The organism is Sphingomonas phyllosphaerae 5.2 (assembly GCF_000419605.1).
Classification (GTDB): domain Bacteria; phylum Pseudomonadota; class Alphaproteobacteria; order Sphingomonadales; family Sphingomonadaceae; genus Sphingomonas; species Sphingomonas phyllosphaerae_B.
In genome coordinates, this window is record NZ_ATTI01000001.1 from 677,369 (window position 1) to 691,435 (window position 14,067).

Consider the following 14,067-nt stretch of genomic DNA (forward strand, 5'->3'; position numbering starts at 1 on the left):
GGCCTGCACAAAGGCCGCGGGCTTGCCCCCGCGGCCTTCGTCGAGTCGGGGCGAGATCGTCAGACGAAGCGCAGGGCCGTTTTCCGCCGCAACGAATATCCCACGATACCGAAGCCGAACATCATCATCGCCCACGTGGCGGGCTCCGGAACGGCCGCGACGCGGCTCACGGTCAGCACAGCGTTGCTGAAGGAACCTTTGTACGTCCCTTCCTTCGCGAATGCGCCAGCTTCGAAGATCACGCCGTGCGACGTCGTGGATGAGCAACTACCGCCGCATTCCACCCGCCTGATGCCGAAATCCACGCGATCGTGCGAGCCCAACGAGCTGCTAAAGCCTGGCCAAAGCGTCGCGTCGGAACAGGTGCCTCCGCCCGCATCTGCGTTGCAGTCGGACAGTATCGCATCCTGCGCGGTGAGCCAGTCAGTCGCAAAGTCGGAGGTGGTCAAGGTGAAGCCGCCAAGGCTCGGATCGTCGAAGCGATACGTCACGGCGGCGTCGGCCGAAGCCGACGTCATTGCCGATGCGACAGCAAGTGCTGCCACGAAAAGGAATTTCTTCATTGTGCCCCCCAATTCTATGGGCGGCCATATCAAACCATTCCGGGCGGAGCCATGACGGGCTTTTTTACAGTTCCGCAGCTGTGCCGTTCTGAGGCACGATCTGGTCGTCGCTCGCGATGCGTTTGGGAAGCTAAATGAATTGGCCGGTACCTACCGGTAGATACGACGGTGCACGTGAGGCGAAATGTGCCCGCGTGAAGACGTAGGGCCGTCATTCGAGGCAGAGATCGGCGACCGCATGGGTAGAGCTGCCGCTACCACATCGTGGCTAACATCCTCGCCAACATTGCGCAGGACCGAACACCCTCATCCAGCGTTGACTCTCCGGCGGCTGCTGATTCAGCTTGCAGGAAGAGGATAGCCTTATGTCGAAGAGCCCCTTCATCGACGATCCTCGCGAGGTGATGCGGCAGCAGATTGCGCTCGCTGTCGCTTCTCCCATCGAAGAGGTGCGCGCCATCCACATCCGGGAAGCCGAACATCAGGCCGCGTTGGCGAAGGCAAGCGGGTTGTCGCTAAATCTGGACGATGACACCCGGAAGAGGCGGTAACAGACAGCAGCGGCGACGCGACGTTTCACTGGCGCCGCGATCGTCCGCCGCGTGGATCATTTCAGGGGTAGATACGGCGGCGCGACCGCGCGGCATCATTGCCGCCCACACGTCCGATCACGCCGCTACATCACGTCGGCGTGATGCTAAACCGAGCGACGCCCGGAAAACAGCTGGATCAACCCGACGACGACGGCGATCACCAACAGGATGTGGATCAGGCCGCCTGCCACATGCAACGAGAAGCCGAGCAGCCACAACACCAGCAAAATCACCGCGATGGTCCAGAGCATGACTGCTTTCCTCTCAATGGGGCCGCCGGGCTTGGCAGACACATTCAGAAAAGAATCTCGGCGCAAAAGCGTTCCATCTGCGCGCGGCGCGCCCTGCGGTCTCAGGAGTCCAGCCCGCGGCGCTCCATCTCGGCGGCCAAGGCGCCGAGCTGTGGCTCGCCCTCGTCCCACGTCGTCCTCGACCATTCGGTGATAAGCTCCTGGTTCGTCCAGGTCGCCAGAAGGTCGGGAGTAAGCGGGAGCGCGTCGGTCATTGCGACCGCGTATGCCGCGAACGGGGAAAGTGGAACGCAAAAGGGGCGCCCATAATGGGACGCCCCTCCAGTCCGAACCGCGCTTGGGAGCAGCCCGTTCTGTCCGCTGTGGCCTAGATGCCGTTGCCGAGGTTGGTGTCCGCATCATGCGTCCGCATGTCGTCCGCCTTCTTGTCGCCTGTGTCGCGAACCGCGTCGGCCTTGTTCTCGAGCCGATCTTCGGCCGTGTCGTTATCGACGTTGTCCGCCGCATCCTCGAGATTGTCTGCGACCGCATCCGCATTCGCTTCGATGTTGTCCGCCGCCTGTTCGCGCGGGCTCGAGTTGCAGGCGCTCAGAGACGCCACGCCGGCCAACAGCGCGATCGCAAAAAACTTCTTCATGATAATCCCCTTCGTTGGAGGTTACACCTCAGGCGGGTAAAAGTGCGGGCCGCAACGAATTGTTCCGGCTGCGTGACTGTATGTGCGGCGGCGCGCCTGTCCTGAATTTGCCAGCAGCCAGCCAGCCAGCCAGCCAGCTCGGCTCGCGCGCCTGACGCTCGTGGCGCTGCTGCGGGTGCTGCCGCCGGATTTTCGCTCCGGTCGCGCGGCTCCTGCGGGAGACGGCGCAGAAGAGCGGTTCCGGTAGCGACCCTCCACGGCTCGCCTAGACGCAACGGGGCGTGCCGATGGATGCGGCATATCGATGTAAAGTCGCACGCAATACCTTAATCGATAGAGCGCTCATAGTAGCCACAATCAAGAGGTTAAGCAGCGTCATCGACAGTGACCGGTCATTTTCACGCTCTTGCCGATCGCGCGATCGTTGCCTTCCTGTCGCAAATTCCGGCTTCTATACTTGACTCTGCAAGGCATGTTCCTCATACGTTCTAGTCGTAACTTCTAGCGGGGGCTGTATGGCGAGAACATCTGGCGATAGGGATTCCAGCGCTTTTTCATCGTGGCTTCGAAAAGGTCGGCTGCCACCGGTGCTCGGTCCCGCCGGTCTCGAACTCAAGTTCAATCCATGGCACGATCCGGCGGACGGTCGCTTCACCTTTGCCGGCGCCGGTCAGCATTACGGCGCCGGCAGTAGCCCGCCGAGTCCCGGCGATCGTCCGCATGCACCGGGCGATCCTGGCAGGTCGCGGATCGCGACGTCGGCGAGGGTGGAAGCGTCGCGAGGTGGACTTCCGGCGGGAGACGGGCAGAATGCGGGGAGCAATCGGCCATCGAGGGCGAAACCCAGTCACGCTGCGGGAACCCGGCCTGTCGACGCGCCGGATCCTGTAAGCGAATTCTTCGGTGGTGTCGGCGAAGGGCTGTACGATGTCGGGAAAGATGGCGTGGCAGGTGTCCGTGCCGCGCTGACGTCAAACCCGGCGACCACCATCAGCAACGCCGGTCGCGGAATAGCCGGCATGATCGATGCCGCGATCGCAGCCGAGGATACGCCTGCCCGGATCCAGGTTTCGCGCGCGGCGAGCGCCGTCGCCAATGCCTCCGCGCGCGATATCGGTCGAGGTACGGGAACGGTCGTCGGGAATGTCGCGCTGGCGACGGCGCCAGGCGCAGCGCTCTCCAGGGTTGCGACGTTGCGCCGACTTCGCAAGGCGACGCCACGCACGACTTTCGATCCGCCACAGATCGTCTGGGTAAAGGAGGCGCAGAGGCCCGGAAAGCACTGGCAAGCGTATAACGATTCGGCTGCGGGCGCGCGTCCCGGTCAGGCGCCGACGTTGACGCGGACGATGCCGAACGGTTCGAAGCGGCCGGTCAAGTTCGACGGCATCCGCGGCGACTACGTAATCGATCGCAAATTGAAAGTGGTCAATTCCGCGCGTGGACGGGCGCAGGTTTTGCGGCAGTCACAAGCGTTGTCGGAACACCGCCTGATCGGGTTGTGGGAGGTGCCTTCTTCTGTTCAGAAGGCTGCGGCCCTGAAGATGTTCAAGAGGGTGAATGCTTCCAATATTCATGTGGGGATAGTAAAGCCATGATTGCTTTGCAGGTTGCCGGACTCATCGCGGACTTTTATCTTTTTCTTGAACTTACTGGAGATGACGACCTCGATCCCGACACCGCCGTGAAGATGACGGAGTCGCTTGCCTATCATCTCGGGGAGATGGATCACGCATTTCTTCGAGAGCTGGTAGATGCGTTTGCGGTAGTTGCAGAGAACTATACCGGCGACGAGGTACGGGAGACGGTGCGCAACATAGCGTCCGACCTGTATCTCGAAGAGACTTTGGCAGGCGATGATCCCGTCAAGCTGGCCGAACTGGAGGCGTTGCGGGATGCGAGAGCTTAACGGCAGGGCCGGGGCGTGAAGTGTAAGAGACGCTTGGTTGCCAGGATCCATGCGTCTGCCGGCGGTGACCGATTGCAATCCTTCCGCGATCCGATCGCACGTCCTGCCGCTGTGGTGCGCCGTCTTTCTCGAAGCCGATGAGAGGCCCGGGACTCCAATCGGCATCGACGGCGGCCGGAGGGATTTCCGAAGCAAGCTTCAGCCTTTGCCGGGCGATGGCAGCCCTCTTAAATCCTGTCTATTGTCCTATACTTGCCTCCTCGTTGCGGTTGCCCTGGCAATCGCAACGAGGAACCAGCCCATTCAGAACGCCCAAGTGGCGGTCGAAGCGCTCGGTAAGACTCGCAGCCCTAATGGAGACAAGAAGTCGTCGCCGATTTCTCCGGCTGCGCCGGCGTACCGGATGTCGCGTCACCCGCTTTTCGTCAGCACGAACGCGATGAGGAAGCCGACGACGGCGATCAGCCCGGAATAATCGTGGGTGGCTTCGGTCGCCTCCGGAATCATCGTGTCGACCAGCATGGCGAGGATCGCCCCGGCGGCGACTGCGGTGACACCTGCGATAAGGTCCGGGCTGCTGCCCGCCAGAGCCACGTTGCCGATCATCGCCGCGATCGCCGATGCGCCAGCGATCCCGCCCCATACGCCGAACACATAGGCCGGCGATCGACCGGCCGCCTTCATGCCTGCTGCACTCGACAGGCCTTCGGGCACGTTCGACAGGAAGACGGCAGCGACCGTCACCGCGCTTACGCCGGTTCCGCTCAGCAGGCTGACCCCGATCACGACCGATTCCGGTATGCCGTCGAGCAACGCGCCGATCGCGATCGCCGCACCGGAATCGCCCTGCGCAGGTGGCTGGCTTTCGTGCGGGTTGGATCCCGATCGCTTGCGGTGACGCGCACCGCGGCGCGACACGATGATGTTCGCCGCGGTGTAGACGATCGCGCCACCGAGGAACCCGGTCGCGGTGGAGTCGAAGCCGCCCCGGTGGAAGGCTTCGTCCATCAGATCGAAGGCGACTGCGGAGATCAGCACACCGGCACCGATCGCCATGATCGAGGCGATCAGGCGCTGCGGCAACGTCGCGAACCACGCGACGGCGGCACCGAGGACCAGCGCCGATCCGCCCACCAGACCCCAGAAGCCGGCCGCCCACATCCCAGACATGGCATCTCCCATCGCGCCAGAGCGGCTTCCGACCACGTTGCACCACCGTCGGCGCCCCTTGGGCGCCCGCTACGCGGCGGGGTGATGGCGCAACATGATCGGAAACCGCGCTAGCCGCTGAACGTCACGCGCCGGCAAACGCTCCGGTCGATCGCCGGCAGGAGCGTTGGCGGGGCGGTTCAGCCGCGCGGCATCACGGTGCCAGCCGGCCGTCGTCGATGGCGGCGGACTCGAACGAGAAGATCACGTCCGGATCGGCCACCGGCACCTCCTGCGCGACCGCAGCGGGGGCGATGCGGTGCACGAGGTGACGGATGATCGCGAGGCGCGCGACCTTCTTGTGGTCCGCGCGGACGCAATACCACGGTGCGAGCGGTATGTGCGTGCGCATCAGCATCGTGTCGCGCGCGCTCGAATAATCGGACCAGCGCCCCTGCGCGACGGCGTCCATGTCAGAGACCTTGAGTTGCTTGAGCGGATTGGTCTCGCGCGCCTTCAGCCGCTTGGCCTGCTCATCCTTGTCGATGTCGAGCCAAAGCTTGATCAGGCGGATGCCGCTTTCGACCAGCATCCGCTCGAAATCCGGGGCATCGCGCAGGAACTCGGCCTGTTCCGCCTCGGTCGAGAAGCCCATCACGACCTCGACGCCCGCGCGGTTGTACCAGGATCGGTTGAAGATCACGATCTCGCCCGCCGCGGGGAGATGCGCGACATAGCGCTGGAAATACCATTGCGTCCGCTCGCGGTCCGACGGCTTGGGCAGCGCGACGACGCGCGTCAGCCGTACCGAGAGATGTTCGACGATCCGCTTGATCGCGCCGTCCTTGCCGGCGCTGTCGCGACCCTCGAGGACGATGACGACGCGCTCGCCCGACGCGGCGGCGGCCAGCTGCGCCTCGACGAGCGCCAGTTGCGCCTGTTCCAGATCGTGGTCGTAATCGTCATGCGACATGCGGGACTCCTTAGCCCCGGAGAAGGGGTGGGCGGGGGTTTCGTTCCCTTCCGACAGCGCGGCCGATCGGCAACACCCCGCGGCCTTTCGGTAGCACGAAGTTAATAAGTGCTTCAGTTTTCACAAATCTGTCGTCTTTCCTGCGCAACGGCCTCCTCAAACCAAGCCTATCGGGGACAAAATGAACGCTTGCACCAAGAGCACGCTGCTGCGCGCCACGTACCTGACGCTGCTGGCGAGCATCGTCGCGCCGGCCGCTTCGGCGCAGACCGCACCGGCACCCGCGACCGAGGCGACGGCCGAAGCGTCGGCGACCGCGGCTCCCGTCGCGGATGAGACGCCGTCCGACATCATCGTCACCGGCAGCGCGCGGCGGCAACGGCGCTTCGACGTGTCTTACGCGATCAACTCGCTGGGGCAGGACGACGTCAAGCGCCTGGCCCCGCTCAACTTCGCCGACCTGCTCGGCAAGCTGCCCGGCATCCAGGTCGAGGCGACCGGCGGCGAGGTGCAGAACGTGACCCGTATCCGCGGTATTCCGACCGATGACGGCTATGCGGTGTTCCAGCAGGACGGCCTGCCGCTGTTCCACGACATCAACGGCAACTTCTTCCGCGGCGACAGTCTCAACCGTTTCGACCTGATGACCGAGCGGGTCGAGGTGGTGCGCGGCGGCCCGGCGCCGATCTTCGCGAGCCAGGCGGCGGCGATCGTCAACAACATCACCGTCACCGGCACGGAGACGACGCGCGGCAAGGTGCAGCTGACCGCGGGCACGACCGACCTGTACCGCATCGACGCCATGCAGTCCGGCCCGCTGGGCGAGCGTACCTATTATGCGATCGGCGGGTTCCTGCGCCGCGACGGCGGACAGCGCGACAACGGCTTCCCCAACGATCGCGGCGGACAGATCCGCGCCAACATCAAGCATGACCTGGACAATGGATCGGTGCGGTTGAGCGTCAACTACCTCAACGACCACAACACCTTCTACCTGCCGATCCCGGTTGCCGACCCGCGCAACCCGTCGGTGTCGCTCGACCCGTTCATCGACTTCTTCCATGGCACGCTCAACTCGCCGGCGTTCCGCGGCGTGACCCTGAAGTACCGCGACGCGGCTGGCGTGACGCAGAGCGAGACGCGCGATCTCGCCGACGGGCGGCACATGGAATACGGCAACGTCGGCCTGCAATATGACGGCGAGTTCGGCGGCTGGCAGCTGGCGGTGCGCGCCGGCTACACCAAAGGACGGCTGAACTTCGACGCACTGTATTCGACGTCGAACCCGGTCGACGCCAACGTCTTCGCCAGCGGGTTCCGCAGCGCCGCCAATACCGCGTTCGGTACGACGGCGACGCCGGTCGCGCGGCTCGGCTATGCGCTGTCGGGTACCAACGGCGCGACCGCCTACGATCCGTACGGTGCGTCCGGGCTGGTGGTGCAGGCGCAATACCGCGGCGTCGGTTCCAGCTTCTATTCGGGGCAGGGCGACGTCAGTGTCACACGCAAGTTCGAAACCGGCATCGGCACGCACGACCTGCGCATCGGCGGTTACGCTTCGGCCTACGGGTTGACCAACAAGGCGGTCTACCAGGACTATCTGATGGAAGTGCGAGGACAGCCGCGTACGCTGGACCTCGTCGCCTATGATGCGGCCGGCAAGGTGTTGGGCTCCGTCACCGACAAGGGCGTGCTGCGCTACGGCACGACGCTGAACCAGGGCGACGTCGATTCGACGGTCTACTCGCTCTACGCCAACGACACCTGGGAAGTGGTGCCCGGCCTGCGCATCGACGGCGGCATCCGCCACGAATGGTACCACATCGACGGTTATGGCCTGACCTCGACCTCGGTCAATCTCGGTGACGCCACGACGCTGGCCGACAATAGCGTGCGCAGCTTCGACGGAGCGCGGCAGAGCCGGAAGGACAGCCCGACCGCGACCAACTGGACGATCGGTGCGAACTACGATGCCAGCGAGCATTTCGGCGGCTATGTGCGCGCGTCGCACCTCGAAGTGCCGCCGCAGTCGAGCAGCTATTACAACATCAATCCGGTGCTGGTGAAGACGCAGGCCGACCAGTACGAGGCCGGGCTGAAGGCGTCGTTCGGGCGCAATTACCTGTATCTGACTGGCTTTTACACGAAGTTCGATCCGTTCAACGCCTCGTTCGTCGCGTTCAACCCGGAAACCGGCCGCAACGACCAGCCAGTACCCTTCATCGGGCAGGCCGAGGTGAAGGGCGTCGAGGTGGACGGGACGCTGGCGCCGGTGCGCTGGTTCTTCGTCTCCGGGTCGTTCACCTATCAGGATCCGCAGTACAAGAACCTGCAGAACAGCTCGGGTGCCGATCCGTCGAGGGTGAACGGCAACCAGATCATCCGCGAGCCCAAGGTGTTCGGCAACGTCCGGCCAACCTTCTCGTTCGATGCGGGCGGTGACCAGGTCGAGGTGTACGGCCGCTATGAGTATACCGGCCGGCGCTATGTCGATCTGTTCAACAACACGCGACTGCCGTCCTACAACACCTTCGGGCTGGGCGGCACGCTGACCCATAACGGGTTCCAGTTCCAGGTGGTCGGCGACAACATCTTCAACAACAAGGGGCTGACCGAAGGCAATCCGCGCACCGACCAGCTCGATGGGCAGACCTCGGCGGACGCGATCTACGGTCGCCCTGTCTTCGGACGCAGCGTTCGCTTTATCGTGAGCAAGGCGTGGTGACGCACGCGGCGTGGGCGGTCGCGGCGGCGGTGGTGCTCGCCGCCTCGCCGGCGGCCGCCGCGCCGGTGCGCGATGCGCGGGTCGCGGCAATGGCGGCGCGACTGTTTCCGACACTGCACGGGCGCGGGCTGGCCGGGCCGGCGCGGGTGCAGCGGATCGCGGCGTGCGCGCAGGCGGCAGCGTGCATCGCGGAAGCCGCGATCCTGCGCGACGATGAGCGCGAGGCGCTGGTGCAGGCAGCGGGCGCGCGGGCCGCGGACGTGCGCCGCGAGGTCGACGGGCTGAACGAAGTGCTGCGCGTCTACGGCGTCGGCAAGCTGCCGCGTTACCCGTTGATCGACGGATCGGACGATGCGTTCGGCAGCGATGGTTTCGCCGCGAAGGTCGCGGATGCGGTGATGCTGGCCACCGCGCAGCGGGACGATCCCGCGATCGGCGGTGACGCCAGCCTGTCGCTCGCGCTTGCCTTGCTCGACGTCAACGACAAGGACGCGGCGGTCGCGTTCGAGCCGCTCGACGCACGCTATAACGCCGCGGCGGTCGCGCGGGCGCGACGGCTGGACTGGACGCGATTTCGCTACACGGCGATCCTCGCGCTGGGCGTCGGGCCCGACGACTTGGCGACGCCGCTCAGCCCGCGTGGGAAGGTGAACGTGCGGCGGGCGGCCGAGCTTTATGCGCAAGGTCTTGCGCCGTTCATCATCGTCAGCGGCAGCGCGGTGCACCCGCGCGATACGCCGCATGTCGAAGCGATCGAGATGCGGCGCGCGCTGATCGAGCGTTTCGCGGTGCCCGCCGAGGCGATCGTCGTCGAGCCGTATGCGCGGCATACGACCACCAACCTGCGCAACGCGACGCGGCGGTTGATCGCGCTGGGCGCGCCGCTGGAGCGCGACATGCTCGTTGTCAGCAATCCCGGCCATATCGACGCGGTGGCGAGCGCGGCGTTCGTGCAGCGCAACGCCCGCGAGCTGGGCTACCAGCCTGCGACCGTCGGCACGCGCGTGGCGCCCACCGCGATCGCGGCGCGGCCGTCGCGTGACTCGCTGCGCATCGATCCCGCCGACCCGCTCGACCCCTGATCGCACGGCTCCGACGCGCCGCGGCACCGCGTCGTCGATCGCCTTCCCGGACCCGACCTGGGACGAGGAGCGCGCTCGGCAAAAGGGCGCGGCGGTGGTTTCGCCTGAATGCTGGCGGGCTGACCTGTCTTATCGCGCGGCAGGGACGGCGCCGCGCGGCGCGGCGGCGAGCCGACGTATCAGGTCGGTCTCCGCGGGGCGATACGGCGTGCCGTCACCGCGGAAGACCTCGTGGAACCAGATCGTCGGCTCCTCGAGCACATACGGCTTCTTCCAGCTGTCCCATGGCAGCCGCGTCTGCGTCTTGCCGTCGACGAAGCCCCAGTTGATCATCGCGACGTCGTAGCGCTTGCCGATCGGCAGCGATCCGTCGAAGGTCGATCCGTTGCCGCGCGCCATATATTCGGTGCACAGGATCGGGCGACCATAAGGCAGCAACTGCTTCACGCGCGCCTCGAACGTCTCCGGCCAGCTATAGTCGTGGAACGAGATCACGTCCGACTGGCGCAACTGCAGCGTCTCCATTGCGGTCAGCTTGCCGCCGGTCGGCGTCCAGTCGTCATGCTGCCACACGCCCGACGTCAGCGGCTGCGACGGGTCCGCGTCGCGTGCCCAAGTGAAGACCTGAGTCAGCAGCGCGCGGACGAGCGGCTCCTTGCCTTCCTGACCCCTATATTGGTCTGCGCCATTGTCGGGTTCGTTCCATACGTCCCAGCCGAGCACGCGCGGATCGTCCTTGAAGGCGCCCACGACGCCTTGCACATACGCCTTGTAGGCGGGGTAGCGGCGCTTGTCGCGCAGGCCGGGGAGGCCTGGCCCCTGCACCCAGCCGGAATTGTGGACGCCGGGGATCGGCGGGTGCTGTGGTCCGAGCTTCGGGTCCGGATCCCAGCAGCTGTCGAACAGCACGAACAGCGGCTTGATCCTGTGGCGCGCGGCGATCGTCAGGAATTCGTCGATGCGGCGGCGGAAGCCCGCCGGGTCCTGCTGCCATAACTGGTCGTGCAGGAAGACGCGCATCGTGTTCATGCCGATGCCCTGTGCCCAGCCGAGCTCGCGATCGATGCGCTGCGGGTCCCAGCTTTCGGCCTGCCACATCTCCAGCTGGTTGATCGCCGAGGCGGGCGCGTAGTTCGCGCCGACCAGCCACGGCTGCGCGCGATACCATGCCTTCGCCTGTGCCTCGCTCCAGCGTGCCCGCGCATCGGCGGGCAGCGCGGTCATCGCCGTCGCCGCGGCGAGCGCCGCCAGTAGCCGCTTGTTCATCCCATCCTCCGTGTTCGTTGCGGCGGATTATGGCCACCGCGGCATGCTTTGCAAACTCAACTCTCGGCAAAATGAAGAAATTGTCGTATCATTCCCGTATGATCCGCTTCCGCTTCCTTTCCGCCGCCCTGCTGCTCGCCGTCGGCACCGTACCGGCGCTGGCCGACAATCCGCAGTTCCAGGGCGCCGACCCGCACGCGATGATGGTCGATGGCGAGATGTGGGTATTCCCGACCGGCGGACCGGGCGGCAGCTGGGCGGCGGATCGGTTCGGCGCCTTCTCGTCGCGCGATCTGAAGACGTGGCGACCGCGCGGCGAACTGATCCGGCGTGACCAGATCGCGTGGATCGGTGCGGACGGCGCGCCGGAGCATTTCCTGTGGGCACCCGGGGCGGTGACGCGCGGGGGCAAATGGTATCTCTATTACTCGGTCGGGCCGCAGAACCCGACACCGAGCCGGATCGGCGTGGCGGTCGCGGATCGCCCCGGCGGGCCGTATCGCGATAGCGGGCGCCCGCTGGTGGTGGGTGGCAGCGGCTTCGAGGCGATCGACCCGATGGTCTATGTCGATCCGCGCAGCGACAAGGCGTATCTCTACGCCGGCGGCAGCGCGGGCGCGAAGCTGCGGGTATGGGAACTCACCCCCGACATGGTCGGGCTGGCGCGCGAAGTGCCGGTGGCGACGCCGCGCAATTTTACCGAGGGCGCGTTCATGCACCAGCGCAACGGCGTCTATTATCTCTCCTACAGCCATGGGCGCTTCAACGGCCCCGATTATTCCGTGCATTATGCGACCGGGACGTCGCCGACCGGGCCGTGGACGTATCGCGGCGCGATCCTGACCAGCGATGCGCGGCACAAGGGGCCGGGGCACCACAGCTTCGTGCGGACGCCGGGCGGCAAGTGGTTGATCGTCTATCATCGTTGGGAGCGCCCGCGGGGGCCGGCGCCGTTCGAGGGCGAGCGCCAGGTCGCGATCGACCGGGTGCGCTATGCCCGCGACGGGCGGATCCTGCCGGTACGGATGACCGATGGCGCGGCTGCGCCGACGCTGGCGGGCCGCTGAACTCAGTCCAGATCGCGCAGGTCGCGGCCGCGCGTCTCGCGGCCGAACCACGCGACCAGGATCAGCGCCAGCGCCGTCGGCAGCATCACCAGCAATGCCGCGCGTCCCATCGACAGCGCAATCCCGCCGATCGTGAGCGCCTGTGCCAGCAACCCGCCGCCTTTGGTGCACGCAGCGACCCACCCGGTCGCGCGCGCGCGGACGCGCAGCGGGAAGCTCTCCGCCGCGTAGGGCAGGACGATCGCGATGATGCCGTTGGTGCCGACGATCAGCAATGCGACCGGCAGCACCGGGCTGCCGCTGCCGGCCAGTTCCAGGCGCAGCACCAGCAGCAGCCCGGCGAGCGTCAGTGCGATCATCGTCGCCAGCGCCCCTTTGGTGCTCCAGCGGCTGTAGAGCAGCGCCGCGACGAACACCGTCGGGAAGGCGATCAGGGCGCTCTCCGCCAGCAAGCGGCTCGACACGCCGACCGAATGACCCTTCGCGACGAGATCGGCGGGCAGCCAGAGCAGCAACCCGAAATTGATGAGCCCCCACGACAGCGCGCACATGCTGAGCGCGGCGAGCTTGCCGTACAGCGCGACACCGGTCAGCGCGTGCGATCCGGTGCGCCGGGGCGGCGGGGGAGCGCTGCACACGGCGGTGGCGCCGAAGCGCCGCATCACCGCCTCGGCTTCCTCGACACGGCCGCGCGCGAGCAGGAACTTGGCCGATTCGGGGATCAGCGCGCCGAGCAGTACGAGGCTCAGCCCGGTCGGCAGGTTGGCGAGCCAGAGGATCCGCCAACCGAAGATGGGTTGCAGCACCGCCGAAAGGCCGCTCGCCGCGAAATAGCCGCCGACTGCCCCCAGCCCGCCGACGAGGACGAGGCTCCAGCCACGGTGGCGGCTGGGCATCATCTCGGCGAGCAGCGCGTAGGTGACGGGCAACATGCCGCCCGCCGCCGCGCCCATCATGAAGCACATCGCGATGTTCCACGCGAGGCTGGGCATCGCGCCGCAGATCGACGTACCCACGAACATCACCGCCGACAGGAGGATCGATGCCTTGCGTCCATAGACGTCGGCGATCCAGCCCCACAGCACCGAGCCGGTCACCGTGCCTGCCAATGCGAAGAACGGCACCAGCGAGACCGTTTTCTTCGGTACGCCGTATTCGGAGATCATGCCGGGGACGGTGAAGCCCAGCGAGGCGGGCTTCATCACGTCGATGACCAGCGCGACCACCAGCACCGCCATCAGCCCCCAGTGCGCAGGCCCCAGCGCGGCATCTTCCGGCGCGGCGACGACGATGTCCGCGGCGGCCGCGCGCTGCGCCGCGACGTTGCGCGGGAGCAGGCCGTAAGCGGCGACGAGCGTACCCAGAACGATCAGCGCCATTCCGACGATCATCCCGGTATCCATCGGCATACCCGCCAGCCGGTAGTGCATGGCGCGCGCCATCGCGAACATCGGAAGGTGCGCGCACACCCCGATCGTCACCGCGATACAGCCGGCGACGAACGCCCAAACTGCCTGCCGGTCCGACAATGTGCTGTTCATCATCCCCATCGTCGCACGGCTCCCCCTGCGACAACGATAGCAGCATCGCGCGGCGGGGTGGAAGCGTCGCAAGGCGGCGCGTCGGGTCGACGGATACAGGGGGCCAGCTAGCGGGGAAGGGAGCGATCGACCCCGTCAGGATCGCAGAGGGGTAGCGAAATCCGCGGCAGGCGAGGGCCGCAGCGACGGGATCAGCTTATGATCCGCCAGTAACGCACGCACGAGGCGGACCGATCGCCAGCTTTATACTGCGCCACGCGTCTGATCAGGTCCGCGGACACGCCGACCTTCACTCGTGCCCGATAAGGGCT

14 protein-coding genes are annotated in these 14,067 nt (G+C 66.1%); 6 read left to right on the forward strand and 8 right to left on the reverse strand.

Annotated elements, in window-relative coordinates:
- Positions 1-59: 59 nt before the first annotated feature.
- Positions 60-563 (reverse strand): PEPxxWA-CTERM sorting domain-containing protein, encoded by a 504-nt coding sequence (locus tag SPHPHY_RS0103250; protein WP_022685270.1) that lies wholly within the window; start codon positions 561-563, stop codon positions 60-62.
- Positions 564-928: 365 nt separating this feature from the next.
- On the opposite strand from SPHPHY_RS0103250, the gene SPHPHY_RS0103255 reads away from it, so the two are divergent.
- Complete coding sequence (locus SPHPHY_RS0103255; protein WP_156024980.1) at positions 929-1,114, forward strand: hypothetical protein; 186 nt, start codon at positions 929-931, stop codon at positions 1,112-1,114.
- A 146-nt stretch (positions 1,115-1,260) separates the two neighbouring features.
- Here the strand turns inward: SPHPHY_RS0103255 and SPHPHY_RS21710 are convergent, their stop codons facing one another.
- The 3 genes from SPHPHY_RS21710 to SPHPHY_RS0103270 all read right to left on the reverse strand — a co-directional run bounded on the left by SPHPHY_RS21710 (position 1,261) and on the right by SPHPHY_RS0103270 (position 2,044).
- The gene (locus SPHPHY_RS21710) at positions 1,261-1,407 is read right to left on the reverse strand and encodes a lmo0937 family membrane protein (RefSeq protein ID WP_022685272.1); all 147 of its coding nucleotides are present in this window, start codon (positions 1,405-1,407) and stop codon (positions 1,261-1,263) included.
- A 101-nt stretch (positions 1,408-1,508) separates the two neighbouring features.
- The gene (locus tag SPHPHY_RS21715; RefSeq protein ID WP_022685273.1) at positions 1,509-1,661 is read right to left on the reverse strand and encodes a hypothetical protein; all 153 of its coding nucleotides are present in this window, start codon (positions 1,659-1,661) and stop codon (positions 1,509-1,511) included.
- A gap of 113 nt (positions 1,662-1,774) precedes the next feature.
- Positions 1,775-2,044: a hypothetical protein gene (locus SPHPHY_RS0103270; protein WP_022685274.1), complete on the reverse strand. Its 270-nt coding sequence runs from the start codon at positions 2,042-2,044 to the stop codon at positions 1,775-1,777.
- 944 nt (positions 2,045-2,988) lie between these two features.
- Here SPHPHY_RS0103270 and SPHPHY_RS22200 point away from each other — a divergent pair.
- Together SPHPHY_RS22200 and SPHPHY_RS0103285 are read left to right on the forward strand one after the other, a co-directional pair.
- The gene (locus tag SPHPHY_RS22200; protein ID WP_022685276.1) at positions 2,989-3,642 is read left to right on the forward strand and encodes a hypothetical protein; all 654 of its coding nucleotides are present in this window, start codon (positions 2,989-2,991) and stop codon (positions 3,640-3,642) included.
- A complete protein-coding gene (locus SPHPHY_RS0103285; protein WP_022685277.1) occupies positions 3,639-3,953 on the forward strand; it encodes a hypothetical protein in 315 nt (104 codons plus the stop codon). Before SPHPHY_RS22200 ends, SPHPHY_RS0103285 begins: the two co-directional genes overlap by 4 nt.
- 411 nt (positions 3,954-4,364) lie before the next feature.
- On the opposite strand, the gene SPHPHY_RS0103290 is transcribed toward SPHPHY_RS0103285, so the two are convergent.
- Entirely contained in the window at positions 4,365-5,123 is a 759-nt protein-coding gene (locus SPHPHY_RS0103290; RefSeq protein WP_028056435.1) for a ZIP family metal transporter, read from the reverse strand.
- A 193-nt stretch (positions 5,124-5,316) separates the two neighbouring features.
- Positions 5,317-6,075, reverse strand: coding sequence for a polyphosphate kinase 2 (gene ppk2, locus SPHPHY_RS0103295; protein WP_022685279.1), 759 nt, complete (start codon positions 6,073-6,075; stop codon positions 5,317-5,319).
- Between the two features lie 181 nt (positions 6,076-6,256).
- Between ppk2 and SPHPHY_RS0103300 the strand changes: the two genes are divergently transcribed.
- Both SPHPHY_RS0103300 and SPHPHY_RS0103305 read left to right on the forward strand, forming a co-directional pair.
- A complete protein-coding gene (locus SPHPHY_RS0103300) occupies positions 6,257-8,800 on the forward strand; it encodes a TonB-dependent receptor (protein WP_022685280.1) in 2,544 nt (847 codons plus the stop codon).
- A complete protein-coding gene (locus SPHPHY_RS0103305; protein ID WP_051148365.1) occupies positions 8,797-9,882 on the forward strand; it encodes a YdcF family protein in 1,086 nt (361 codons plus the stop codon). The genes SPHPHY_RS0103300 and SPHPHY_RS0103305 overlap by 4 nt, the downstream gene beginning before the upstream one ends.
- A gap of 129 nt (positions 9,883-10,011) precedes the next feature.
- Here SPHPHY_RS0103305 and SPHPHY_RS0103310 read toward each other — a convergent pair whose 3' ends face one another.
- On the reverse strand, positions 10,012-11,148 hold the full coding sequence (locus tag SPHPHY_RS0103310) for a cellulase family glycosylhydrolase (protein ID WP_022685282.1): 1,137 nt from the start codon (positions 11,146-11,148) through the stop codon (positions 10,012-10,014).
- Positions 11,149-11,246: 98 nt separating this feature from the next.
- Between SPHPHY_RS0103310 and SPHPHY_RS0103315 the strand changes: the two genes are divergently transcribed.
- Positions 11,247-12,215, forward strand: a complete 969-nt coding sequence (locus tag SPHPHY_RS0103315; RefSeq protein WP_022685283.1) for a family 43 glycosylhydrolase — start codon at positions 11,247-11,249, stop codon at positions 12,213-12,215.
- A gap of 2 nt (positions 12,216-12,217) precedes the next feature.
- Here the strand turns inward: SPHPHY_RS0103315 and SPHPHY_RS0103320 are convergent, their stop codons facing one another.
- Complete coding sequence (locus tag SPHPHY_RS0103320) at positions 12,218-13,756, reverse strand: MFS transporter (RefSeq protein WP_231370329.1); 1,539 nt, start codon at positions 13,754-13,756, stop codon at positions 12,218-12,220.
- Positions 13,757-14,067: the final 311 nt, after the last annotated feature.